This is a genomic window from Bradyrhizobium sp. 18BD, assembly GCF_054185225.1.
Genome location: NZ_JAVAYL010000008.1, coordinates 112,801 through 135,942, shown reverse-complemented (window position 1 = coordinate 135,942; position 23,142 = coordinate 112,801). Strand labels below are relative to the sequence as shown.

Genomic DNA, 23,142 nt, shown 5'->3' with positions numbered 1-23,142 from the left:
CTGCTGCCGTCGTGACGGCTGCCGAATGCAGGTCCATGCTCGAACGATAGGTTGGGTCTTGTCGCAAGGCTCGTTAAGGATGCTTAAGCGGTATTAGATTTTGCAAATGCGAAGGGTGCGACCGGGTGTCGCAAAAGTCCAATTGAACCAAAGGGATCAAGCACATGTCGCGAGGTGTGATGTGTGGGCGATGAGGGGCGCAACGCATGCTTCAGGGCAGGCGTGGCGAGGCGTCGATGCCGGGCGTGAGGCCGGGCGCGATGGTCTCAGCGGGTGGAACCGCGGACTCGCGCGTATAGGGAACCGCTTCCACCTCGGGACGCTGCTGGGATGTGGCCTGCAGGCAGTTCGGACGCAGCGGCTGTCCTGCGCCGAACAGATCGGCGACGGGGTCGATGAAGTTTTCGCGGAATTGGCCGAACCAGGTCTGGCGATGGTCCGCGGAAGGCTGACGGATCGTCACCGTCGCCGTCATGCCGGAGACCAGCGGAACATCCGGCGGCACGGTGTCGATGGCAACGCGCACCGGCACGCGCTGCGCGAGCCGCACCCAGGTGTAGATCGGATCGACATTGGGCAGGCCCTGCGTTCCCGTGGCGGCGTTCGACACGCTGATACCGCGCGTCACGGTCGTCACATGTCCCAGAATCGGCTTGGCGTAACCGACCAGTTGCGCTTCGGCGCGATCGCCGACGCAGACGCGGGCCATCTTGGTCTCCTCGAAATAGCCGTCGATCCAGAAGCTGCTGGAATCGATCACCGAGATGTTGCTGATTCCAGTGACGGCATAGTCTCCTGCGCGCAGCAGGAGGTTGGTGACGTAGCCGTCGACGGGACTCCTCACGCTGGTCCGCTTCAGGTTCAGCTCCGCCTGGGCAAGCTGGTGTGTCGCCGCCTCGTAGGCGGCTTTCGCCTGCGCCGCATTGCCGGCAAAGATCTGCTGCTCTTCGGGCGTCGTCGCAAGATCGGACAGGTGCTGCCGTCGGTTGAATTCGGCCTGCTTGACCTCCAGATCTGCGGCTCGCTGCTGGACGAGCGCCTTGTCGACGCTGACGGCCACCTCGAAGTCGAAGGGGTCGATGACGTAGAGCACGTCGCCCTTGTGGACGAACTGGTTGTCGGCCACCCGTAGCTCCACGATCTTGCCCGCCACCTGCGGCGCGACGTTGGCGACCTGGACGCGCACGCTGCCGTTCCGCGTCCACGGCGCCGTGACGTAGTGCTGCCATGTCGCAATCGAGATCACGACGGCGACCAGTGCGATGCCGAGGGTCGCAAGATGCTTGCCGGCACTGAGCATGAAACGGCCGAAGGCCTTACGCAGCGGCCTTGCGGAAGGCATCGCCCGTATCGGAGATTCGACGCTGTCCGCCGCGCGATCGCCAGTGTCGCGTGCCACAGTCTCCGGCTCCGCTGAACCATTTGCGGTGTTGAGGGCATCGACCGGTGCTTCGGCTGGCGGTTCGCCATGAAGCGAGCCAGCATCCCGGGGCAGGGTAGCTTCCATGATTCTTCTCCCTAGAAGAACAGTGCGAGCATGCCGAACATCGCGACGTAGAGGCAGAGCTCGGCCAGCGACGGGCTGCTGAAGATTTTTGCGAATCCGACCAGGCGCAGCAGCGGGCGGAGCATCAGGAACGCCAGCAGTGCGATGGCCGCATAGGAGACGATCGGCGCGATGAGCACGCCGCCGATGACGAGCTCCCGATAGGTGTTCGTCATGACTGTTTCCCTCGGCTGAAGCCGGTTGATGATCGTGACGGCGTGAACGCCAAGCTCGCCGCCATCAGCGCGGCAATGGCCGCACTGGCAGAGAGGTTGCCCTGTGCTGCCGCCCGGTGCAGCGCCTCGGCTGCGACGCGGATGGCACTGCCGTTTGGCCCAGCGAGAGCGTCGCGCGCGGCTTGCGCCGCTGTCGCGAGCGAACCCTGTTCCAATAGGTCCAGTTCGGCGCGGCAACGCCGCAAGGCTTCGGCCTGATCGAAACAGCGCATCACTTCGCCGGCGACCTGATCGTCGATGGCGGCGGGACCGTTCGCAGTCAAAATCTGTTCGATCCGCGCCGCGTCGCGAAAGGCTGCTTCCTCCGGCGCGAGGCGCAGGGTGCGCTTGCGGTCGAGACGGCTCACCTCTCGCCGGACCTCTCCCAGCAGCAGCCGAACCCGCCGCTCGCTCGACACGGGAGGCAGCAGCATCTGGACAGCGAAGACGAGGATCGATGAGAGGCAGGCAAACAGGCTCGTGACGAGAAACACCTCGGGATCGTAGCTCTGCGGATTGGTCGGCGCGAGCACCACCAGCGTGAACACCAGCACGAGGCGGCCGACGGACGACAGCATGAGGTTCGGCAGCGAGATCAACAGCGCAAGGCCGATGACGACAGGCGCAAGACCGATCGCCAGCAGCTGGAACTCGGACACCCCGTTGAAGACGAGATATTTCAGGATGCCGGCCAGCACGCAGGCGATCGGCATCGCCATCACCGCGACCATCGTGAAGCTGCGTGGCGACGGCGACGTCGCGCCGAGGCCGATGATCACCGCGACGAGCGAGAGGCAGAGCTCGGTGGTCGGCCATCCCGTCAGCGCGAACAGGATTGCGATCAGCGTGAACGAGATCGCAGCCCGTGCACCGGTTTCGGCCGCGATGCGGCGCGAGCGATAGAGCGGCGCGCGCCAGGCGCGATAGGGTTGGGTGCCTTCGCGCAGCGCATCGAGGCAGTTACGTACCCGCGCGTTCTCCTGGCTGATTTCAGTCCGGAGCCAGGATCGGCAGATCGCGGTCAGCCTGACCGCATCCGAGGTGGACGCGGCGGGCAGAGCTGCGAGCATGCGGCCGAGCGAGACGACGCTGACGAGATCGACCAGTGCGGAACGCGCGGCCACGGTCCGTGCCGTTCCGATGCTGGATTCCGTGGTAAGGCTGGCGATCTCCGGACGCACCGCCGCGATGTCGTGCAGCAGGCCCGCCGCGACGGCTGCGGAGGGAGCCTCGTCGCGCTCGTCACCTTGCGCGAGATCTGTGATCCGGCGGTGCAGCGCCTCGATGCGGCGTGCCAGAACCGGATGATAGCTCGGCGCACCCAGCACTTCGTTCACGAGCGCCACGGCAAGGACCCCGATGCCGATGGCCGCGCCACGCGCGACGCCGGTCGCGAACACCTGGAGTGGCGTGTCGATCTGCTGGACCGCGATCAGGGCGACCGTGATGCAACAGAGCGCCGCCGCGTAGGCGCGGTTGCCATCCAGCATGCCGGCCGCATAGGCGCAGAGCCCGACCCAGATGCCCAGCACCCCAAGCAGGAGGCCGTCAGTCTGGGAAAACATGCCGGCGATCGCGATCGAGGCGATCACGCCGATGATTGTCGCGAGCAGCCGGTAGCCGGCCTTCTCCATTCCCTGACCGCGTGTCGGCAACGCCAGCACGGCGACGGTCAGGGCCGACGATGACGGGGATTCGAGTTCGAGCCAGAAGCTCACATAGAGCGCGAGCAACATTGCCAGCCAGACCCGCAGCGCGAACGTCCAGGAGCTCGCCGGGAAACCGGCAAAGACGAGCGGGCGCGGCGCGGCAGCACTGGTGGTGTTCCCTGGCATCGTCCCCGTTCCGTTTCCGGCAGGGCGTGCGGCCCTGCCGATCTCGCGACATCGACGCCGAATATGAGGTTGTCGGGCCCGCCGGTATTTCCGGTCCGCCAACCGCGTTTTCGGAAAGCACGCTGGCTTCGGGACGAGGGGCGTTTTGCGGACTACGGCGCGTGGCCGGCCAGCGCCTCTTCGAGGCGGCGGATGATCTCGTCACCGCTGGAGGGCTTGCCGAGATAGCAATGCGCGCCGGCGGCCATCACGCGCTGGCGCACGATTTCGCTCGGAAAGGCCGTCATGAAGATGATCGGGAAATGGCGGCCGGCGGCAATCAGCCGGGCCTGCAATTCGTCGCCGGTGATGACGGGCATCTGGACGTCGGCGATCATGCATGCCGGATCGTCTCCCGGCGCCCGTCGTAGGAAATCCACGCCGGATTCATAAGCCCGGGCCTCGTAGCCGATCGAGCGGACGAGGCTCGCAAGCGACGCGCGAACGCCTTCGTCGTCGTCCACGATCGCAATCACCGGGGTTTTGGCCATTGGCACACAATCCTGGCCGCGGTGTTCCGCAAGGAGAGCATCTCCCTTTGCGCGGCCGATGCCGTCTTATGCACCCGGGGCAGCCCCTCCGGAATTATACTCAGGTTTGGTCCGTAGTCCTTCGGGTTTGGGATACCCCGAGCGCCTCGGCCTTGCGGACTAGGTCGGCCAGCGACCGTACCCCCATCTTCCGCATGACATTCCCCCGGTGGATTTTGACCGTGATTTCGCTGAGGCCGATCAGGGCGGCGACCTGCTTGTTCATCAAACCGGCGGTCACGTGTCCCATCACCTCGCGCTCGCGCGCGGTCAGGGTTTCGTACTGGGCGCGGATATCGTCCCTGGTTGCGGCCTCGGCACGGTGCTGCGCGTCGCGCTCCAGCGCCGCCGTCACGGCGTCGAGCATGTCCTGGTCGCGAAACGGCTTGGCGAGGAAATCGACCGCGCCGGCCTTCATGGCTCGGACGGACATTGGAATATCGCCGTGGCCGGTCATGAAGATGATCGGATAGCTGATGCCCTGCCGGACGAGCTGGCTCTGCAGATCGAGCCCGCTGACGCCGGGAAGGCGGACGTCCAGCACGATGCAGCCGGGACCGTCGGGCAGCGCGGCGCCGAGCAGTTCGGCCGGCGAGGCGAACAGGCGCGTCTCGAGGCCGACGGACCGGAACAGGCTGTCGAGCGAGGCGCGGATGCCCGAATCGTCGTCAACGATCATGACGACCGCGTTGGGGGATTGGGCAGGCGGTCGCGCTTGGTCTGGTTGTGTCATGATTGGGCGTGTTCTTGGCTATATGGCAGTGTCAGGTGGAATGTCGCGCCTGCACCGGGCGTGCTCTCGGCCGACAACTGTCCGCCGTGAGCTTCCACCGTGGTTCGGCAGATCGCAAGTCCCATGCCCATTCCGCCGCCCTTCGTCGTGAAGAACGGATCGAACAGGCGCGGCATGTCTTCGGGCCGGATTCCGGGGCCGCTGTCCTGCACCGTAATGGCGAGACGCTCGCCGTCGACGGCATTGGCACGCAGTTTGACGGTGCGGGAACCGGGCTGCCCCGCCATGGCCTGGCCGGCATTGACCAGCAGATTGACGAGCACCTGCTGAAGCTGGATCCGGTCGCCGCGGATTGGCTTCAGGCCATGCTCGACCTCGAAGGTAAGGATAACGTCGTCATTGGCGAGCTCGCGCGCGACCAGAAGGGCCGCTTCCTCGATGATCTCGGCGATGTCGAGCCTGTCCTGCTGGGCAGGCGCCTTCTTCAGGAAAGTCCGGATGCGTGCGACGATCTCGCTGGCACGGCGGCCTTGCGCGACGACCTGGACGATCGTGGCCCCGACCTCGTCCAGATCGGGCACCTCGCGCCGCAGCCATCGCAGGCCCGCCTCGCCGCTGGTGACGATCGCCGCCAGCGGCTGATTGACCTCGTGGGCGATGGAGGCGGTGAGCTCGCCGAGCGTGGCGACGCGCGCGGCATGGGCGAGCTCGGCTTGCGCTGCGAGCAAGGCATCCTGCGCCTGCTTGCGCTCGGTGATGTCGACGACGAAGGCGAGCACGTTGCGATCGCCGTCGGGGCCGGCGGGAAAGGTGATCGTGAACAGCACGGGAACCTTGCGTCCGTCGGGCCTGACGAGCTCGGTCTCGCCTTCGTAGAACGGCTCGCCTTCCGCGAACGCGATCAAAGCGCCGAGGAAACTCCGGTCGTCCTCGCCGAGCAGCCGCTCCACATTCTCGATGAAAGCCGAGGCGCCGCTGGCTCCCGCCATCGTCTGCAGGGCTGGATTGACGTCGGTGATTTTGGCGAGCCGCCGGGCCTGCCGGACGAAATCGGGATGTTGCGCCAGATGGTCGCGCAAGTCCGCTCCTGCGGTGTCCAGCGACTGCAGCGCGGCTCGGAGATCGCTCCAGTCTTCCTCGACGACGCCGATCCGGCTTGCATCGAACATCCGGCGGTATCGCTGCTCGCTCTGCACCAGGGCGTTGTGCGCGGCGACGCGGTCGGTGACATCAGTGTGCGTTTCGAGGACCCCGACGGGCTTGCCGAGACGGTCGCGCTGCAAGGCCCATCGGGCATCGACAGTGAGCACGGCGCCGTCCTTGGTCCGCTGCTGCACGCGGCCTTCCCACCGGCCGGTGTCGAGCAGGCCGGCCTCGATGGTTTCGCGCCGGTCGGGATATGTGGTTCGCAGAAGCGTGTCGGCGAGCTGACCGAGTGCCTCATCGGCCGACCAGCCATAGACCTGCTCGGCGGTGTTGTTCCAGAAGGTGATCACGCCGCCGCGATCCCTGGTGAAGATCATGTCGTGCGAGAGGTTGAGCAGGCGCGCCTGCGCCGCGAGGCGCTTCGTTGCGCCGTGATTTTGCAGGGCCAGCAGGGTCGTGATCCCGATCGCCGCGAGGCTCACCAGCGCGCGAAGGGCGGGCGAGGCGATGTTCACCAGACCGTGCGACAGCAGATAGGCTGATATCGTCAGGACGACGCAGCCTGCCGCGGCGATGATGGTGTCGCCGCGCCGGTTGGTCTTTGCCGCGAGCAGGATCGCCACGACATAGAGAACCGCGACCGCGCCTTCGAGCGGCGTCAGCACGTCAACCAGGAAAACCGCGAAGGCGAGGGCGGCGGACCAGAACCGCAAGCCGGCGCGGCTCATGGATGAACCCGTGGTCCGATCATGAGGCGTCATCGTCGCAAGCAGTCATTCTTCTCATAACAGTGGCGTTGATGCCGCGATTTGATCGCGTTCACAACATCCCGCGGCGTGATTTTCGTGCTCTCGTGGAAGACCTGTCGCCACGCATGATCCGGCGAGAGCGCCGGTGTGCGGAATTCGACGAAAAACCGGGAAGAATCGCGTAATTCCGGCAGTGGATGGCGCGCAGCAAGCGCGTCAACTTACCGCATGCGTGCCATGCCGCGAGCTGTGCCGGTTCCGTGATGCCGGTGAGGCACGGCACGGCTGCGCTCTCGGGCGGACTCGCCCGCGATCATACCTAGGTATGACGCGGTTAACCCGAGAACCTAACGATGCACCCGCGCGTAGAATGGATCGCGCGGACCGCCGAACTACTCTGCCCATGACATTCGGACAAGCCAGCCAGGCGATGCCGGATCGAAATCGGGACAAGGAGGTTCGACGATGTCGCTGCAGATGTCACGCTCACAGACGGTTCGGGATCATGACGTTCGCGCGATCGATATCTCGACGATCGATCGCCACCGGCTCGGCCTGTCGAAACTCCCCGAGCGATTCGATGCGGACGGAACGATGCTGTCCTTCGTCCATCTGGACGTGGCTCTGGCGGTCGAGACGCAAGCGGCCGACGCCGAACGATCTGCCGCCCGCGGGACTGTACGTGGGCCCGGCTTCAGGCTTTCCGCGAAACTCCTTGCGGAGCCGCCTGCCGAGGGCGAGCGGATATCTGCAACGGAAGACTCCACCGATCCGGTGATGCGGCGCCTGTCGGATGCGCTCGCGGCGACCGAAGCCACGCACGATGCCCATTCCGCCATCATGGCCGATGCGCTGCGGCTTGCGATCCTCACCCGGACGTTCAGCCGGCAGGCCACACCGGCCGGGATCGATCCGGCCGAGGGTGTTCGCGAGGAGGACGCCGGCCGCACCGTACGGTCGCTGCAGAATTGGCGCCTCAAGCGCGTCCTGCAATATGTCGACAAGAATCTGACCGCCAAGATCTCGCTGCAAGACATGGCCGCCGTCGCCGGCCTGAGCAGGATGCATTTCGCGGCGCAGTTCCGCGCAGCGACCGGCGTTCGGCCGCACGAATATCTGTTGAGGCGCCGCATCGAGCGCGCCCAGGAGCTGCTCAAGCAGGCCGAAGTCACGCTCGTCGACATCGCCTTGACCGTGGGCTTCCAGACCCAGGCGCATTTCACCACGGTGTTCAAGCGCTTTGTCGGCGATACGCCGTATCAATGGCGGAGCGCCTATCTCGCGCAGTTCATGCCGCTGCCGCGCGCAGGAGCGGGGGCGTCATGAGCAGCATCGGCATTCAAGCCCTGCTGCTGCCGCTCGCAAGCCTTCATCTGGTGCTGACGCACCACGAGCTCATGGAGACGATCGAACTCGTCCGCGCGCTCGGCAGCTCCTATCGCGTGGCGGCGTCGGATCCGGGAAGCGGCCTTCTCTATGGACGATTCGCCTTCAACTTCTGTCGAAGCGCAATGGCGTGGGCTGCGCGGTGAGCGATCAGCTCCGATACCAGCTCCCCAGATTCCAGGTCGTGACGTCCCATCCCGAGATGTCGGCCATCAGGTTGTTGACGGAGCCGCCGACGATGTTGCGCGACAGCAGCGGCACCAGCACGTTGGCCTCGCAGAAGATCTCGTTGACCTTGATCAGCAGCGCGGCGCGCTTGACCGGATCGAGCTCCTTCTGTGCGGCCTTGTAGGCCTTGTCGGCCTCGGGATCCGACCAGCGCGAGACGTTGCGGCCGAGCCATTTGTTGTCCTTGTTGGCGATCTCCCAGGAGACGCACTGGTTCAGGAACCGCTCCGGATCGGGCTGCGGCTGCGTCGCGTTGTACATCTCCATGTCGGCATAGAGCTTCGAGTAGGTGTCGGGGTTGCCGACGTCCGACGAGAAGAACACCGACGCGGTGACCGATTTGAGCTCGATATCGATGCCGGCCTTCTGGCAGGCCTGCTTGATGATGGCCTGGGTCTTCTGACGCGGCGCGTTGATCGAGGTCTGGAAGACGTATTTGAGCTTCTTGCCGTCCTTCTCGCGGATGCCGTCCGCGCCCATCTTCCAGCCGGCCTCGTCGAGGATCTTGTTCGCCTTGTCGATGTCGAACGCGTAGGCCAGCTTGCCCGACTTGAACTGGCTGGGCTGGTTGACGAAGCTCGCCGTTGCGACGGCGGCGCGGCCGTAGATGAATTTCTGGATCGCGTCGCGATCGACTAGCAGGTTGAACGCCCGGCGCACGGCCGGATCGGACAGCGTCGGATGCTTGGTCTTGACGCTGGACCTCTCGCCGTCGACCTCGCTCCACGGGTCAGTCGTGTTGAGGATGATGAACTCGAGGCCGCCGGAGAGCGTGAACTCCACCTTGCCTTTGCCGCCGGCTTCCATGCGCTTGAGGACCTCGTCCTCCACCAGCAGATTCCAGGCATAGTCGTATTCGCCGGTCTGCAGCACGGCGCGCGCCGCGGAGACCGCATCGCCGCCGCCCTTGACCTCGAGCGTGTCGAAATGCGGCTGGTTCCTGACGTGATAATCGGGGTTGCGTTCGGCCCTGATCAGGTCGCCCGGCTTGAACTCGATGAACTTGTAGGGGCCGGTCCCGACCGGCTTGAGATTGCCCGGTGCGTCGCGCGACTTCGCGCCGCTGTAGTCGCCGAAATGATGCTTCGGCAGGATCTGGCCGACCGAGCCGACGAAGGGATCGGCCCAGAACGGGGTCGGGGCCTTGAAGGTCACCTTGACGGTGTAGTCGTCGATCTTCTCGACCGTGATGTTCTGATAGGACCCCGTGGTGTAGGCCGCGGTGGCGAGATCCGCGGCGTATTGCCAGGTGAAGACGACGTCGTCGGCTGTGAAGGGCTTGCCGTCATGCCACCTCACGCCCTGCTTCAGCTTCCAGATCACGCTGGTGCCGTCCGCGGCGAGACCGCCATTCGCCTTGGTCGGGACCTCGGCGGCGAGACAGGGGATGAGATTGCCTTCCTTGTCCCAGCCGGCGAGCGGCTCGAAGAAGATGCGCGAGGCAACCTGATCCTTGGTGCCGAGCGCGAAATGCGGATTGAGCAGCGTGGGTGCCTGCCAGACCAGGATCTTGAGCGGGCCGCCGCCGCCGGCCCTGGTCGGCTTGTAGGCCAGCGTCGCGTCCGCCATCGCGACGTCGTTCCAGAGCAGGATCTGGCTCGCGACCGGTGCTGCGATTCCGACCGCAGCCATGGTCTGGATGAACGAGCGCCGCGACAGCGTGCCTTGCTTCACCTCCGCGACGGCCTTGCGGATCTCGTTCTCGTTCATCGGATGACCTCCACATTCGCGAAGAGATAAAGTCGCCACCTTCATGCAAGCCGCATGCACTTTAATAAGCTCAGCATCTCGGACGTCGGTGAGTCAAAGATGTAGCCGTCGATCGCGTGCGGACGGGCGGGGCTGCAGAGCTTTCTCCGGCACTTCGCCGACGACTGTAGCGAAGGCCGTTGCAACCGGCGGATTCCGTCGATCGATGGAGCGACAATCCGCCGCACGCTGCCGCGTTTGGGAATGCATCGGATGTTACCATCACACCGTACGAAAAACGATCGATGCGGACATGCCTGCGCATTCATCAGATGAGACCCATAATTTAGTCGCGGGGTGCAACAAAAAACTACAAAGCAAGTGCGATAAAAATGGCAGAGTGCAGTGCGAAAACTGGTATCGCCAATGGAGCTGAGACGTGACGATCGAGTTGAGCCGGCGTAGGTTGTGTCTTGCGACCGGCTTGTTTGAACGACGGGTTGTTTCGTCAACTGCCTTCGCCGCGCGAAGGGAGTACGGAGCGGCCACCGGGTTGTTTCTCGTCACGCCGAACACTGGATCGAAGGCAGAATGTGAAGAGTTGCCGCGGCGCGATTTCAGAATTGCGACGAAGGCAACCGACGCGCGCGACGTCGCTCGCCTGCAATCGCATCACGCGCGCATGCAGGACGCTGTCGTGACAGCGATCCCATCACGTTCGGACGCTTGTCCGGGCAATTTCTGACCGCGCGCTTGGAATCAACATGGAAAGTGATTGCTTGTCTCACGGCTCGTGCGAAGGCACCGGGGCACGCCTGGCACGCCTGCGTGGGCGCGCGTCCCGGTTCTTCGAAAGCCTCTCCGTGGCAGAGCTTGCGCGCCCGGCGCACAGGCATCAGTGGGTTACGGACTGGTTGAGAGTCGCGGCGGACCACGGCAGATCCGCCCGGGCCGCGCGCGCCGAGGGGGCGGCCCGGACCATGCTGGAAGCGTGGGTGTGCTCGCTGACGGCGCTCGAGGTCGCCAGGAACTTGTCATGTCCGGGAGATCCCGTGGCCGGCGATCTTGCAGGCAAGATCGGCGACAGCCTGAGGGATTTTGAGGATGACGCCGGCCCGGTGATCGAGCGCGTGAAGCTCGATGGCTTTGATCGCGCGGCGCTGACGGGCTTCTTCCTGCCGGCGCTCCGTCGTGGGCGTCCTGCACCTGTGGTCATCTGCATCGCCGACGACCACACCGCCCTGGATTCGATGATGAGCAGGATGTTGTCGGCCTTGTGCGGGCGGAGCACGTCGATCCTGCTCGTCGACGCCAGCATTTCGCCGCTCGGTCGCAGCTTCAAGCCGGAGCATCTTCTTCAGTGCTGGCTGGACTATCTGGAGGCTCGCCCGGACGTCGATCCGCGGCGGATCGCGGTCTACGGCGAAGGCGCGGGCGCCAGTCATGCATCCCGCATTGCCCTCCTGGATCGCAGGATCGCCGCTGCCGTGTGCGACGGCGGCATTGCGACGCCGGTCATGCGCCGCGCCTCGTTGCGCTGGATGATCGGCGCCGAGCAGGCCGGCGGCGAGGGGATGGCGACCGAGCCGTTGCTGCCGTCGCGCCGAATCCCTTGCCCGCTGCTCCTGGTCGTGGGGAGCCGCTCGATGGTGTGGGAGGAGGATGCCCTCGAGCTGAACGCCGGCTATCGGCGGGCCGGAGCCGATTGCGCGATGGTGGTGCCGAATCGCATCCCGCACCCGCTGGGCGAGGTCGAGGATTTCGTCGCGGTCGACGATTTCATCTTCCAGTGGCTCGACAGCAAGCTTGGCGAGGCCCGTCAGCTCGCGCCCGTGACCTACCTCTGACCGCGCACCAGCGCGGTCACGAGGCGTCGATCGCCAGCAGCCGGGCCGCCAGTCGTGCGTTCCTGGCGATCGTGGCGAGCGCCGCGTTCAGGTCGGTCAGCGTCTTCTCGTCGAGCTCGTTGAACATGGTCGAGTTCAAGGCGAGCTTTCTCTTGGAGAGCTTTTCGATCTCCGTCGTCGCCTTCGCCGTGAGCGACATCAGGACGAAGCGCGCATCGTCCGCGCCGGGACGCCGCGACAGGAAGCCGCTCTTTTCGAGCGTCTTGGTCTGGTTGGTGACGAAGGCCGGGTGAACGCGCAGCTTGTTCGCAATGTCGATTCCAGCGACGCCGCGCCCCTGGTCCAGCTCGGTGATGGCCATCAGGATCAGCCACTGCGGCTCGGTAATGCCGAGCAGTCCGGCCCAACTGGTGTGGATGTCCTCCAACTGAGAGTGAATCTCCACCACGTTCCAGATGAAATCCGTAATCGCCCTGTCGAGTTTTTTCTCGATCACGCGGCTTCCCCCTTTTGTCTTATGACCTTTCTTTTACTGGCATATTGGGGGCTAGTCTCGCCTGACGTGCACCGACGATAGGGCTAGACGCCAGATGGTGGAAACCGATCGGTCATTAAGTGCTTGCAAAAAACAATTAATCAAATTAGGTCTTATCGCACTCAATCATGCTGCTCTTGACCCGTGTCGATGGACAGCGATGTGAGACCTCCAAGAAAGCCCTCGGGATGCCCCCTGAGGGCTTTTTCTTTTGTTTTATGGGCTTTCTCCCGGTCGTGCAGCGTGTCTGTTGCTCTGCGGCAACATCGTCCCCGGAACTTGCGATTCATCAAATCAATAAATTGAGGCAGTTGTTTTTATAAACTATATGTGAAGCCACGACGGAGGGGGGGCACCTCGCTGTCGTTTCGGTCCGGACCTTCGGTGCGGATCTGAATTGAGCGGAAATTGACGAGGGTAAAGCGGCCTCCACCGAGGAGGCGAGCCCCCTGAACCGACCTGGAGGTTTACTGATGAAGTTGACTAAGACACTCTTTCTCGGCACGGCTGCCGGCCTGATGGCCGCGTCCAGCGCGTTCGCAGCCGATCTTCCCGTGAAGGCCAAGGCGGTCGAATACGTGAAGATCTGCTCGCTGTACGGCGCCGGCTTCTACTACATCCCGGGCACCGACACCTGCATCAAGCTGGGTGGTTATCTGCGCGCTGACTTGAACCTCGGTACCAACTCGGACTTCAATCCGAACCAGAGCGGTACCGCCGGCGCTCGCAACCGCATGATGAACTACTACACCATGCGCGCTCGTGAAGACCTGAACATCGACACCCGCACCGCGACCGAGTACGGCGTGGTCCGCACCTATTTCGATGCGGTCTTCACCTGGACGACCGGCAACTACACCCCGACCGGTTCGGCGACGGGTGGCACCCAGTACAGCGGTACGCTCGGCCTCAACGCTGCGGGCACCGCCCTCGTCGGTTCGAACGGCTCCGGCGCGGTGAACGGCACCGACGGCAACACCTCGGGCGGCGCGCTCGGCGTGTACTATGCTTTCATCCAGTTCGCCGGCTTCACCATGGGTAAGGCCGTGTCGCAGTTCGACGCGCCCTGGACCAACTATCCCGGCAACATCACCGACAACCTCGTCGGCGGCAGCGGCACGGTCACTGGTGTCAACCAGTTCACCTACACCGCCGACTTCGGTCAGGGTGTGACGGCATCGTTCTCGGCTGAAGATGCGGCCCAGTACTATCAGGCTGGCAACATCAACATGACCGGCGCGACCGTGGGCGGCATGATCGGCGGTTCGTACGGCACCAACGCCATCGGCGGCTCGCGTTCGCCGAACCTCGTCGGTATGGTCCGTGTCGACCAGGCCTGGGGCCTGTTCCAGGCGTCGGTTGCCGCGCATGACAACCACGTCGGTTACTACGGCGCTTCCGAAATCACCGGCCACCCCGACGACAAGTGGGGCTGGGCTGTGCAGCTCGCTCTGTCGATCAAGAACATCCCGACCGGCGCGGGTGACACGATCAACATCCAGGGCGTCTACACCGACGGTGCGACCCGCTACAACTTCCAGAACCTGTCGGGCAGCACCTATGCGCTGTACGGCAACTCGGGCATTGCTGGTGCTTACGGCAGCATCGGCTTCGCCAGCGCTCCCGACACGGTGTTCGTGGGCGGCAGCTCGCAGGAAACCGTCAAGACCTGGGGCTTCCGTGGCGCTTACACCCACAACTGGGATCCCTACTGGAACACGGCGCTCTACGGCGCTTACGCTCAGGCCCAGTTCGGCACCCTCGCCAAGACCACGCTTTGCGGCGCGGGTGGCGCCGGTGGCGTGTTCGGCGGTCTGGCTGGCGTGACCGGCTGTAACCCCGACTTCGCGATCGGCCAGCTCGGTGTCGTCACCCGCTGGACCCCGGTCAAGAACCTGACGTTCTCGGCCGACGTGTCCTGGACCCATCTCGACCAGAAGTACTCTGGCACGGTTGGCCTCGTCCCGAACGTCATCACTGCCAAGCCGGCCGCCGTGTACGAGCTGAAGGATCAGGACTCGATCGCCATGATCCTCCGCGCTCAGCGCAACTGGTAAGATCGGTCTGACGATCTGACTTAAGCCCCGGCGGGAAACCGCCGGGGCTTTTTCTTTTTGGCCTGTTTTGTTGTCTTTCTCTGTTCCGGCGATCCGTCGGCGCGAAACCCGCCCGCGTCACAAGAACGGCGCTGCCGCCCTCAGTCGTAGGTGTCCGGCCCCATCGCCCATGACGTCTGGTCGTGGCCGAACGCGTAATTGCGGTTGGTGACGGCGGGATTGCGATTGACCATCGGCCGCATGAACATCGGGTGGGTGGCGCTGCGGACCTCGTGCTCGACCGTGAACAGCGCCTTGCCGCTGTCGGGATCGACGATGTCGCAGAACCGGTACTGGTACTGATTGTCCTCGCGGGAGATCAGGTTGCGTGCGAGCAGCTTGCGATAGGGGCCGGAGAAGTCGGTGATGTACATCTGCACATGGTGTCCGTCGTAGTCCCCTTGCGGCCGGTCGGCCTCGCGAAACAACAGATGCTGGTCGCGGCCCGTCTTCACCGCCGCGACCGCGCCGCCGTCATTCCGCAACGCCGCGGGCATGCCCATGATCTCGGGATAGAAGGCGCAGATCGCAGGCGCCGTTCCGACCGGCACGTCGAACTCGACATAGGGAATGCCGAGCGTGATGCGGCCGAATCGCGCCGCATCCGGCTCATGGATGCGTATGCGATTGCCCCACGGACAGGTCGCCTCGACATGGTCATTGCGCTCGGCGAATGCGAACGCCGTGCCTTCGAGCTTCTTCGCAACCGACGCCAGCCGTTGCAGCAGCGCCTCGCGTCCCGCGATGACGAGGCCGGTATGGCCGCGCAGCACCTGCGGCCTGCCGCTCGGCAGATGAAACTGGCTCCGTCCGGCGTTGATCCACATGTTGGTGTCGGACACCATCAGATAGGGATCGCGGGTGAGCCCAAGTCCCGTGACATAGAACAAGGTCGCCAGGCGCTGGTCCGGCACCTGGATGTTGACGTGCTCGAAATGGATGGCATTGCCGAGATCTTCTGCGGATCGATCGAATCGTTGCGGCATGGCTGTGCGCTTCTCGCTTGGGGGGACGGAGCGGTCATACTAGGACGGAATTTCCGCCCGCCGAAACGGGGCGCCGATCACATCGCGGTGGCGGGGCATCGCACCCATCGCCGCCTTGCCGTGGCCGCCAGCCTCTGTAATCTGGCGCGAATCCGACAATAAGATCAAAGAATAAGGAAGGGATCGATGGGAGGAGTCTTGGCGGGCGTGCGCGTCCTCGATTTCGGACGCTATATCGCCGGGCCCTATTGCGCGACCTTGCTGGCCGAATTCGGCGCCGAGGTCATCCGCGTGGAAAAGCGCGACGGCAGCGAGGATCGCTTCGTCGCGCCGGTCGGCGAGGGCGGTGAAGGCGCGCTGTTCCTCCAGGTCAATCGCAACAAGAAGTGCATCACGCTCGATCCGATGAAGCCGGAAGGGCAGGAGGTGATGCGCCGCCTGATTGCGACCGCGGACGTCGTCGTCGCCAATCTGCCGCCGCAGACCTTGCGCGCGATGAAGCTCGACTACGAGTCCTTGAAGGCGATCAAGCCCGACATCATCCTGACGACGGCGACCGCGTTCGGCGGGCCGGGGCCCTGGTCCGATCGTGTCGGTTTCGACGGTGTCGGGCAGGTGATGTCGGGCTCGGTCTACATGACCGGCGCCGGCGATCCGCCCTATCGTGCCGCGGTGAACTGGGTCGATTTCGGCACGGCGCTGCATTGCGCGTTCGGCACGCTCGCCGCCCTGATGGAACGTGCGAAATCCGGGCGCGGCCAGATCGTCGAGGGCGCGTTGCTGGCAACCGCGCTGTCCTTCACCAATGCGACGTTGATCGAGCAGGCGGTCATCAACGTCAATCGCGTTCCGACCGGCAATCTCGGCCAGACCGCAGCACCTGCTGACATCTACCGCACCAAGGACGGCTGGGTGCTGTGCCAGGTCACGGGCCATCCGCTGTTCAAGCGCTGGGCCAGGCTGATGGGTGAGGAAGACCAGTGGCTCAACGATCCGCGCTTTGCCGACGACATCAGCCGCGGCAACAATGGCGCCGTCATCAGTGAGCGGATGGCACGCTGGTGCGCCGAACGCACCACGCAGGAGGCTGTCGATACGCTGGGCAAGGCGATGATTCCGACCGGGCCCGTGCTGAGCCCGCAGCAGGCGCTGGATCATCCGCACATTCGCGCCGCCGGCTTTTTGCAGGATGTCGATTATCCCGGCCTGCCGAAACAGGCGCCGGTTGCGCGCGCGGCGGTGCGGCTGTCGGAAACGCCGGGTGAAATCGCCAGCCGTCCGCCGACGCTCGGCGAGCATACCGATCGTGTCCTCGCCGAGCTCGGTTATGACGCGACTGCGATCGCGGCACTTCGGCAAAGCGGCATCGTCTAGCTGATGTCGCGGCAGCGGCAGAACTGGATCGCCGCTGAAACGTTCAGGCGGCGATCCAGTGCGAGCTAAACGAACTTGGGGAAGTTGTAAGGCCGCAAGCAAACGCTAACCCGGCCGGCGCAAACGCATCAAGTTTCGTAGTGTTGCTCCGGCCGGAGATTCATTGCCGCGGCCGGGAAATGGCCACACTTGGACGGCCCGCGGATTTCCGGATTGCTGAAGATTTCGCGTGGATCACGATCCCTTCGCGAGCGTGAGCGCAGCCTCAACTGCATTCTCCAAAATCTCCTCCGACAATTGCCTGTCGCTCACCGCGCGCGACAATTGCAGCGCGCCGACCATGGCCGAATAGGCCTTGATCGCACGTCGCCGCCGCTCCGCAGCCGAGCCGTCCGGTATCTGCGCTGCGATTAGCGCGATGATGTCGGACATCTTTCCGGTGAAGGCCTCGCGCGTCGCCTTCGGGTGCCGCGCGATCTCGGAGACCAGCGCCGCGGTCGGGCAGCCGGTCGCCGCGCGGTCGCGATGCCGGGGCGAGAGGTAGTCGCGGATCACCGTCTCGAGCGCAACGCCGTTTGCGAGATTGTCCTTGTGCCGCTGCTCGCGCCGCTCCAGCGCATCGAGCAGCACCGCGCGCACCAGATCCTCCTTGGATTCGAAGTGCGTGTAGAAGGCCCCATTGGTGAGCCCCGCCTCCGACATGATGCCGGCGAGACCGACCGCGGCGATGCCGCTCTCGCGGAACTGCGCCGAGGCGACGTCGAGAATGTGCCGCCGCGTCGTGTCCCTGTGACCCTTACGCGCCAATCCCGCCTCCTGCGACCTGGCTTCGGCTCCGCCCACAAATTCGTGAGGCGGCGCCCTATTGCATTACGATCATAATAATACATTATGGTCATAATGCAATGGGCGGCCGACCGGCGGTCCGGGGGAAAACAGGATCGCACCCATGTCAGTCGATGATGCCGCCGCGCCGCCCTTGTCCGCTGCGCAATTCGTGGCCCACAACGCGGCGCCGCTTCGCGAAGTGACGCCGGCCGCTCCGAGCGCGGCCGAGCAGAGGCGCACGGCTCTGCTTGCCGCACCGATCCTGCCGACACTGCTGCGTCTTGCGGCGCCCACCGTGACCGTCCTGGTGGCGCAGACTGCGGTCAACATCGCGGAGGCCTATTATGTCGGCTTCCTCGGCACCGACGCGCTGGCGGGTGCGGCGCTGGTGTTCCCGATCTTCATGCTGATGACCATGATGTCGAATGGCGGGTTCGGCTCCGGCGTTGCGTCCTCGGTCGCCCGCGCCGTCGGTGCCGGCCGCCGCGACGATGCGGAGGCGGCGCTGCTCCATGCAGTGGTGCTTGCGATCATTGCCGGCGGCGTATTCACGCTCGGCGTGATCTTCGGCGGCCCGCATCTCTATCGTGCCCTCGGCGGCGCGGACGGTGCGCTGGCTGCGGCCACGACCTATTCCAACTATCTGTTCGCCGGCGCCATTCCGGTGTGGATCGTCAATCTGCAGGCGGCGGCGTTGCGCGGCTCCGGCAATGTCAGGGTGCCCGCGCTGGTGACGCTGGTCGGCGCGATCGTGACCATTCCGGTCTCGCCGGCGCTGATCTTCGGCTTCGGGCCGATCCCGCGGCTCGGCATCGGCGGCGCCGGCGTCGCCTTCGGTCTCTATTACGGCGCGGCGATGCTGTTTTTGCTGCGCTACATGGCCTCGGGTGCGACCGGCCTGCGGCTTCACCTCGTGCGGCTGCGTGCAAAAATCTTCGGCGACATGCTGAAGGTCGGCGTCCCCACCGCATTCAACGCGGTGCTGACGAATCTCACCGTCATCCTCGTCACCGGCGCGGTGGGACTGTTCGGCACCTCTGCGCTCGCCGGCTACGGTATCGCCTCGCGGCTCGACTACATCATGATCCCGCTGCTGTTCGGCATCAGCACGGCAACGCTGACCATGGTTGGCGTCAACATGGGCGCCGGGCAGGTCGCGCGGGCGCGCAGGATCGGCTGGATCAGTGGTGTCGTCGGCATGGTCATGACCGGGACGATCGGCCTCCTCGTTGCGATCTTTCCGACCGCCTGGATCAACCTCTTCAGTCACGACACCGAGGTGGTAAGCGAGGGCATGACGTATCTGCGCATCGTGGCGCCGGCCTATGCCGCGCTCGGCTTCGGCTTCGTGGCGTCCTTCGCGGTCCAGGGCACCGGCCGCGCCATGGGCCCGCTCGCATCCTCCGCCGCGCGCATCCTGATCGCGGCCGGCGGCGGCTGGATCGCGGTGGCGAGCTTCGGCGCCGGCATGGCGGGGCTCGCCGCCATGGTTACGCTGTCGATCGTCGCCTATGCCGCGATCTGCGTGCTGATCATGGTGTCGGCTTCGACCTGGCGGTCCGCCTAGCCCGGCTCACCGGATGCTGACGACACCGATCGCCAGCACCGACATCAGCAGCACATTGGTCAGCAGCTCCACCGCCGTCTTCGGCTCAACCAGCCAGCGCGAGACCTTTTCGCTGAAGGAGAGCGTGGCATCGGCGAAGACAGGCGTGCTGTTGTGCCTGAAGAAGCGCGGAAACTTCGGCGCGAGCCAGGGCGTCAGCAGCCCGTGGAAGGTCGCCGCGAGCGCGATGAAGATGGCGGCGCCGTAGCGTTCGTCGACGATCTCCTAGGCGGCGACGAGCTTCATCATCAGCACGACGCCGGAATAGAGCGGCACGCCCTGGACCAGCGCATAGAGCGCTAAGCATTCGAGGCGGTTCCGGCCGGTAAGATTCGGGGCGGCGAGGCGGTCATGGCTGAACTCCTTGCTGGTCTGGCCGCCAGTCTTTGCCCGCCGGGTGACACTTTGCCGTGATGCCAATCACGCTTGCGGAAGGCGCCGTGGGACTTGCGAATTCGTTCCCTATTTTGCGCCGAATGGAGAAAGTGTTCCCCGCTTTGGCGCGCCAATATGGATTTCCATTTCATTGATTTCGCGCGGCGGAGAAGCGAATACGGTTCCAGTCATTGCCGCCCGCGTTGAGGAGACCAAGATGTCGTTTCGCCTGCCCCTGATCCTGTCGACCATGCTTGCTGTCTGGTCGGCCGCAGCGAGCGCCGAGACCATCAAGATCGGCGTGACGCCGGGGCCGCATGCGCAGATCCTCGAGGCGGTGAAGCCGATCGCCGCCAAGCAGGGCCTCGACGTCCAGCTCATCGAATTCTCCGACTACGTGGTGCCGAACGCCGCGCTCGACGCCGGCGAGATCCAGGCCAATTCGTTCCAGAACCAGCCTTACCTCGACAACCAGAAGGCCGACCGCGGCTACAAGATCGAGGCCGTCGGCCTGACCGTGAACTTCCCGATCGGCGTCTATTCGAAGAAGCACAAGGCCATTGCCGACATCCCCGAGGGTGGCAGGGTCTCGATCCCGAACGATCCGACCAATGGCGGCCGCGTGCTGCTGCTGCTGCGCGACAAGGGCGTGATCAAGTTGAAGGACGGCACCGGCTTCAAGCCGACGGTGCTTGACATCACCGAGAATCCCAAGAAGCTGAAATTCATCGAGGTCGATGCCGCGCAGGCGCCACGCGCGCTCGACGACGTCGACGCAGCCGCGATCAACACTAACTATGCAACCCAGGCGGGCCTCGATCCGGTCAAGGATCCGATCCTGCGCGAGGACCCGAAGGGCCCCTATGTCAACCTGATCGCAGTGCGCACCGCCGACAAGGACAAGCCCTGGGTCAAGCTGCTCGTCGACTGCTACCACACGCCCGAGGTCAAGGAGTTCGTCCTGACCAAGTTCAAGGGCGCGGTGCTGCCGAGCTGGTAGGCAGTCTGCCCAGCCAGAGTCCAGCGCGGGGGAGCGATGCGGCGGGCAGCCTTGCGCAATGCCCGCTTGTCTGGAGCTGCGGCAACCGACATCATCGGGGGCGTGGCCATCCTCGCCCGACAGGGATCGTATGAAACGCTTTGCAAACCTGAAACGCCTGGGCTTCTTTACACGGCTTCTCGATGAGGCGCCGCCGGCGGACCGCTATCGCTTCGCCGCCGAGCAGATCGTGCGCGCGGAGAAGGCCGGGCTCGACTCCGCCTGGATCGCGCAGCATCATTTTCATGAGCGCGAGGGCGGTCTGCCGTCGCCGTTCGCCTTTCTCGGCTATGTCGCAGCGCAGACCTCGCGCATCCGCCTCGGCACCGGCATTGTCACGCTGCCGCTGGAGAGCGCGGTGCGGGTCGCTGAGGATGCGGCTGTCCTCGATCTTCTCTGCAACGGCCGCTTCGAGCTCGGCGTCGGGACAGGCGGCAATCCGTCGGCCTTCGCCGCCTTCGGCCTCGACGGCACCCAGCGCAACGAGATCTTTGCCCGCAACCTCGCGGTCGTCCGCAAGGCGCTGACCGGCAAGCCGCTCGATGGCGGCGACACGCTCTATCCGCAGCGGCCCGAGCTGGACAAGCGCATCTGGCAGGCGACGTTCTCGGTCGCGGGCGGCGCCCGCGCCGGCAAGGCGGGCGATGGCCTCTTGCTCTCGCGCACCCAGCCGCGAGCCAAGGACGCGCCGAACGCCACGCTCGCGGAGATCCAGAACCCGATCATCGATGCCTATCTGGAAGCGCTGCCGCGCGGAAGCGAGCCGCGCATCATGGCCTCGCGTAGCGTGTTCGTCGCTGACGATCATCGCGAGGCGCTGCGCCTTGCGGACGTCGGACTGCGCCGCGCGCTGCCGCAATTCATGAAGGGCGGTCACCTTCCCCCGGGCGAGACTCTGGAGGAGATGATCAAGGCTTTCGACACCCATGTCGGCGGGGCCGACGAGGTCATTGCCTCGCTCCGCACCGACGCCACGCTGGAGCGGGTCACCGATCTCGTCTTCCAGGTGCATTCGGTCGATGCGCCGCATCCTTACGTCCTGCGCTCGATCGAGCTGGTTGCGGAGAAGGTCGCGCCGGCGCTGGGATGGACCCGGACGGCGCCCGCCGTGGCGCTCGCAGGCTAGCCGGAATGAATCTGCACGAGGCTGAATGATGGCAACACCAGATATCATCGACACGCTCGCCGGAATTAAACCGGGCTCGGCTCTCGACGCCATTCGCGCGCGGCGCCTGCAGGCGCGCGAGAACGCGCAGAAGAGCTATCTTTCCTTGTTCGAGCCGATCGACGCGAGCGACTTCTCGCTTGTGGAGCGCGCGGCGGTCGCGGCCTTCGTGACGGGGCTGCATGGCGAGTCGCCCGTTGCGACCTTCTATCGCGACAAGCTTGCTGCGAGTGCGGGTGGTGCCGCTCTGCTTGAAGCGATCGACGCCGAGATCGCGCGGGGCAGGACTTCGGGTCCGTATGGCTCCTTTCCGGCCGGCCCGCTGTCGGTCGAGAACACGGCCGGCTTGATCTATCGCGTGAGTGCGGCGAGCAAGTCCGTCCTCGGCACCCGGCTCGTCGCGGCATTCGAGCATGCGCATCTGCTGGTGTTCCGGCCGCGCGATGCGGCATCCACCGACATGAAGGCGCTGCTGGCCGTCGGCTGGTCGAACACCGGCATCGTCACCTTCTCCCAGCTCGTCGCGTTCCTGTCGTTTCAGGTGCGGCTCGTCAGCGGCTTGCGCACGCTCGCCGCCGCGAACGCCTAAGAGGAGGCCGCATCATGAGCGCCACCGTCAATCCCCCCGTCGTCTTCACCCAGGATGAGCTCGGCTGGGTCTCCTGGATCGAGCCGCTGCCCGAGGCCGAGCTGACCGAGCGGCATTTCAATGGCCTGGTCGATCGCTCCCGCGCCAAGTCGGAATATTTTCGCCTCCTCGTGCGCGATCCCGAGGTGCTGGAAGCCCGCACCAAGACCGACAAGGACATCTTCTACAACGTCGCCGACGGCCTGCCGCGCGCCGAGCGTGAGCTCGCGGCGGCCGCGACCTCGCGCTACAACGGCTGCATCTATTGCGCCTCCGTGCATGCGCGCTTCGCCAGCACCTATTCCAAGCGCCGCGACGACGTGCAGAAGCTGCTCGACGAAGGCGTCGGTGCCGATCTCGGCGAACGCTGGAATGCCGTGGTCAAGGCCTCGGTCGCGCTGGCCGCGACGCCGGTCGCGTTCGGCCCCGACAATATCGCGGAGCTGCGCCGCGCCGGCCTCGACGATGCCGAGATCGTCGACGTCATCAACGGCGCCTCGTTCTTCAACTGGGCGAACCGGCTGATGCTGTCGCTCGGTGAGCCCTCGAAATAGGCAATCTCACCGG

23 protein-coding genes are annotated in these 23,142 nt (G+C 65.0%); 12 read left to right on the top strand and 11 right to left on the bottom strand.

Going from position 1 to position 23,142, the window contains the following annotated elements:
• Positions 1 to 211: 211 nt before the first annotated feature.
• The 6 genes from RAD16_RS16600 to RAD16_RS16575 form a co-directional block, all read right to left on the bottom strand.
• Complete coding sequence (locus RAD16_RS16600; protein ID WP_458158962.1) at positions 212 to 1,507, bottom strand: biotin/lipoyl-binding protein; 1,296 nt, start codon at positions 1,505 to 1,507, stop codon at positions 212 to 214.
• 11 nt (positions 1,508 to 1,518) lie between these two features.
• The gene (locus tag RAD16_RS16595; RefSeq protein WP_458158961.1) at positions 1,519 to 1,722 is read right to left on the bottom strand and encodes a DUF1656 domain-containing protein; all 204 of its coding nucleotides are present in this window, start codon (positions 1,720 to 1,722) and stop codon (positions 1,519 to 1,521) included.
• A complete protein-coding gene (locus RAD16_RS16590; protein WP_458158960.1) occupies positions 1,719 to 3,596 on the bottom strand; it encodes an FUSC family protein in 1,878 nt (625 codons plus the stop codon). The genes RAD16_RS16595 and RAD16_RS16590 overlap by 4 nt, the downstream gene beginning before the upstream one ends.
• A gap of 152 nt (positions 3,597 to 3,748) precedes the next feature.
• Positions 3,749 to 4,126: a response regulator transcription factor gene (locus tag RAD16_RS16585; RefSeq protein WP_326902948.1), complete on the bottom strand. Its 378-nt coding sequence runs from the start codon at positions 4,124 to 4,126 to the stop codon at positions 3,749 to 3,751.
• Positions 4,127 to 4,226: 100 nt separating this feature from the next.
• Complete coding sequence (locus tag RAD16_RS16580; protein WP_458158959.1) at positions 4,227 to 4,898, bottom strand: response regulator transcription factor; 672 nt, start codon at positions 4,896 to 4,898, stop codon at positions 4,227 to 4,229.
• Entirely contained in the window at positions 4,895 to 6,805 is a 1,911-nt protein-coding gene (locus RAD16_RS16575; protein ID WP_458158958.1) for a PAS domain-containing sensor histidine kinase, read from the bottom strand. Before RAD16_RS16575 ends, RAD16_RS16580 begins: the two co-directional genes overlap by 4 nt.
• A gap of 453 nt (positions 6,806 to 7,258) precedes the next feature.
• Between RAD16_RS16575 and RAD16_RS16570 the strand changes: the two genes are divergently transcribed.
• Both RAD16_RS16570 and RAD16_RS16565 read left to right on the top strand, forming a co-directional pair.
• Positions 7,259 to 8,119, top strand: a complete 861-nt coding sequence (locus RAD16_RS16570; protein ID WP_458158957.1) for a helix-turn-helix domain-containing protein — start codon at positions 7,259 to 7,261, stop codon at positions 8,117 to 8,119.
• The gene (locus RAD16_RS16565) at positions 8,116 to 8,325 is read left to right on the top strand and encodes a hypothetical protein (RefSeq protein WP_458158956.1); all 210 of its coding nucleotides are present in this window, start codon (positions 8,116 to 8,118) and stop codon (positions 8,323 to 8,325) included. The genes RAD16_RS16570 and RAD16_RS16565 overlap by 4 nt, the downstream gene beginning before the upstream one ends.
• A gap of 4 nt (positions 8,326 to 8,329) precedes the next feature.
• Here the strand turns inward: RAD16_RS16565 and RAD16_RS16560 are convergent, their stop codons facing one another.
• Positions 8,330 to 10,117: a peptide ABC transporter substrate-binding protein gene (locus RAD16_RS16560; protein WP_458158955.1), complete on the bottom strand. Its 1,788-nt coding sequence runs from the start codon at positions 10,115 to 10,117 to the stop codon at positions 8,330 to 8,332.
• A 418-nt stretch (positions 10,118 to 10,535) separates the two neighbouring features.
• Between RAD16_RS16560 and RAD16_RS16555 the strand changes: the two genes are divergently transcribed.
• Both RAD16_RS16555 and RAD16_RS16550 read left to right on the top strand, forming a co-directional pair.
• The gene (locus RAD16_RS16555) at positions 10,536 to 10,841 is read left to right on the top strand and encodes a hypothetical protein (protein WP_458158954.1); all 306 of its coding nucleotides are present in this window, start codon (positions 10,536 to 10,538) and stop codon (positions 10,839 to 10,841) included.
• 235 nt (positions 10,842 to 11,076) lie between these two features.
• Positions 11,077 to 11,943, top strand: coding sequence for an alpha/beta hydrolase family protein (locus RAD16_RS16550; protein ID WP_458158953.1), 867 nt, complete (start codon positions 11,077 to 11,079; stop codon positions 11,941 to 11,943).
• Positions 11,944 to 11,959: 16 nt separating this feature from the next.
• Here RAD16_RS16550 and RAD16_RS16545 read toward each other — a convergent pair whose 3' ends face one another.
• Complete coding sequence (locus RAD16_RS16545; protein ID WP_458158952.1) at positions 11,960 to 12,439, bottom strand: MarR family winged helix-turn-helix transcriptional regulator; 480 nt, start codon at positions 12,437 to 12,439, stop codon at positions 11,960 to 11,962.
• Between the two features lie 512 nt (positions 12,440 to 12,951).
• Here RAD16_RS16545 and RAD16_RS16540 point away from each other — a divergent pair.
• Entirely contained in the window at positions 12,952 to 14,535 is a 1,584-nt protein-coding gene (locus RAD16_RS16540) for a porin (protein ID WP_458158951.1), read from the top strand.
• Between the two features lie 140 nt (positions 14,536 to 14,675).
• On the opposite strand, the gene RAD16_RS16535 is transcribed toward RAD16_RS16540, so the two are convergent.
• On the bottom strand, positions 14,676 to 15,560 hold the full coding sequence (locus tag RAD16_RS16535; protein ID WP_458158950.1) for a VOC family protein: 885 nt from the start codon (positions 15,558 to 15,560) through the stop codon (positions 14,676 to 14,678).
• Positions 15,561 to 15,746: 186 nt separating this feature from the next.
• Between RAD16_RS16535 and RAD16_RS16530 the strand changes: the two genes are divergently transcribed.
• On the top strand, positions 15,747 to 16,934 hold the full coding sequence (locus RAD16_RS16530; RefSeq protein WP_458158949.1) for a CaiB/BaiF CoA transferase family protein: 1,188 nt from the start codon (positions 15,747 to 15,749) through the stop codon (positions 16,932 to 16,934).
• Between the two features lie 234 nt (positions 16,935 to 17,168).
• Here the strand turns inward: RAD16_RS16530 and RAD16_RS16525 are convergent, their stop codons facing one another.
• On the bottom strand, positions 17,169 to 17,741 hold the full coding sequence (locus tag RAD16_RS16525; RefSeq protein WP_458158948.1) for a TetR family transcriptional regulator: 573 nt from the start codon (positions 17,739 to 17,741) through the stop codon (positions 17,169 to 17,171).
• 142 nt (positions 17,742 to 17,883) lie between these two features.
• Between RAD16_RS16525 and RAD16_RS16520 the strand changes: the two genes are divergently transcribed.
• Both RAD16_RS16520 and RAD16_RS16515 read left to right on the top strand, forming a co-directional pair.
• Positions 17,884 to 19,329, top strand: coding sequence for an MATE family efflux transporter (locus tag RAD16_RS16520; RefSeq protein ID WP_458158947.1), 1,446 nt, complete (start codon positions 17,884 to 17,886; stop codon positions 19,327 to 19,329).
• A gap of 13 nt (positions 19,330 to 19,342) precedes the next feature.
• A complete protein-coding gene (locus RAD16_RS16515) occupies positions 19,343 to 19,576 on the top strand; it encodes a hypothetical protein (protein WP_458158946.1) in 234 nt (77 codons plus the stop codon).
• Between the two features lie 17 nt (positions 19,577 to 19,593).
• Here the strand turns inward: RAD16_RS16515 and RAD16_RS16510 are convergent, their stop codons facing one another.
• Positions 19,594 to 19,788, bottom strand: a complete 195-nt coding sequence (locus RAD16_RS16510; RefSeq protein WP_458158945.1) for a hypothetical protein — start codon at positions 19,786 to 19,788, stop codon at positions 19,594 to 19,596.
• Between the two features lie 172 nt (positions 19,789 to 19,960).
• On the opposite strand from RAD16_RS16510, the gene RAD16_RS16505 reads away from it, so the two are divergent.
• From RAD16_RS16505 to RAD16_RS16490, 4 genes are all read left to right on the top strand, one after another.
• The gene (locus RAD16_RS16505) at positions 19,961 to 20,743 is read left to right on the top strand and encodes a MetQ/NlpA family ABC transporter substrate-binding protein (protein ID WP_458158944.1); all 783 of its coding nucleotides are present in this window, start codon (positions 19,961 to 19,963) and stop codon (positions 20,741 to 20,743) included.
• 130 nt (positions 20,744 to 20,873) lie between these two features.
• Positions 20,874 to 21,908 (top strand): putative FMN-dependent luciferase-like monooxygenase, encoded by a 1,035-nt coding sequence (locus tag RAD16_RS16500; RefSeq protein ID WP_458158943.1) that lies wholly within the window; start codon positions 20,874 to 20,876, stop codon positions 21,906 to 21,908.
• A gap of 28 nt (positions 21,909 to 21,936) precedes the next feature.
• On the top strand, positions 21,937 to 22,536 hold the full coding sequence (locus tag RAD16_RS16495; protein ID WP_458158942.1) for a CMD domain protein: 600 nt from the start codon (positions 21,937 to 21,939) through the stop codon (positions 22,534 to 22,536).
• A gap of 14 nt (positions 22,537 to 22,550) precedes the next feature.
• On the top strand, positions 22,551 to 23,129 hold the full coding sequence (locus RAD16_RS16490; RefSeq protein ID WP_458158941.1) for an alkylhydroperoxidase domain protein: 579 nt from the start codon (positions 22,551 to 22,553) through the stop codon (positions 23,127 to 23,129).
• Positions 23,130 to 23,142: the final 13 nt, after the last annotated feature.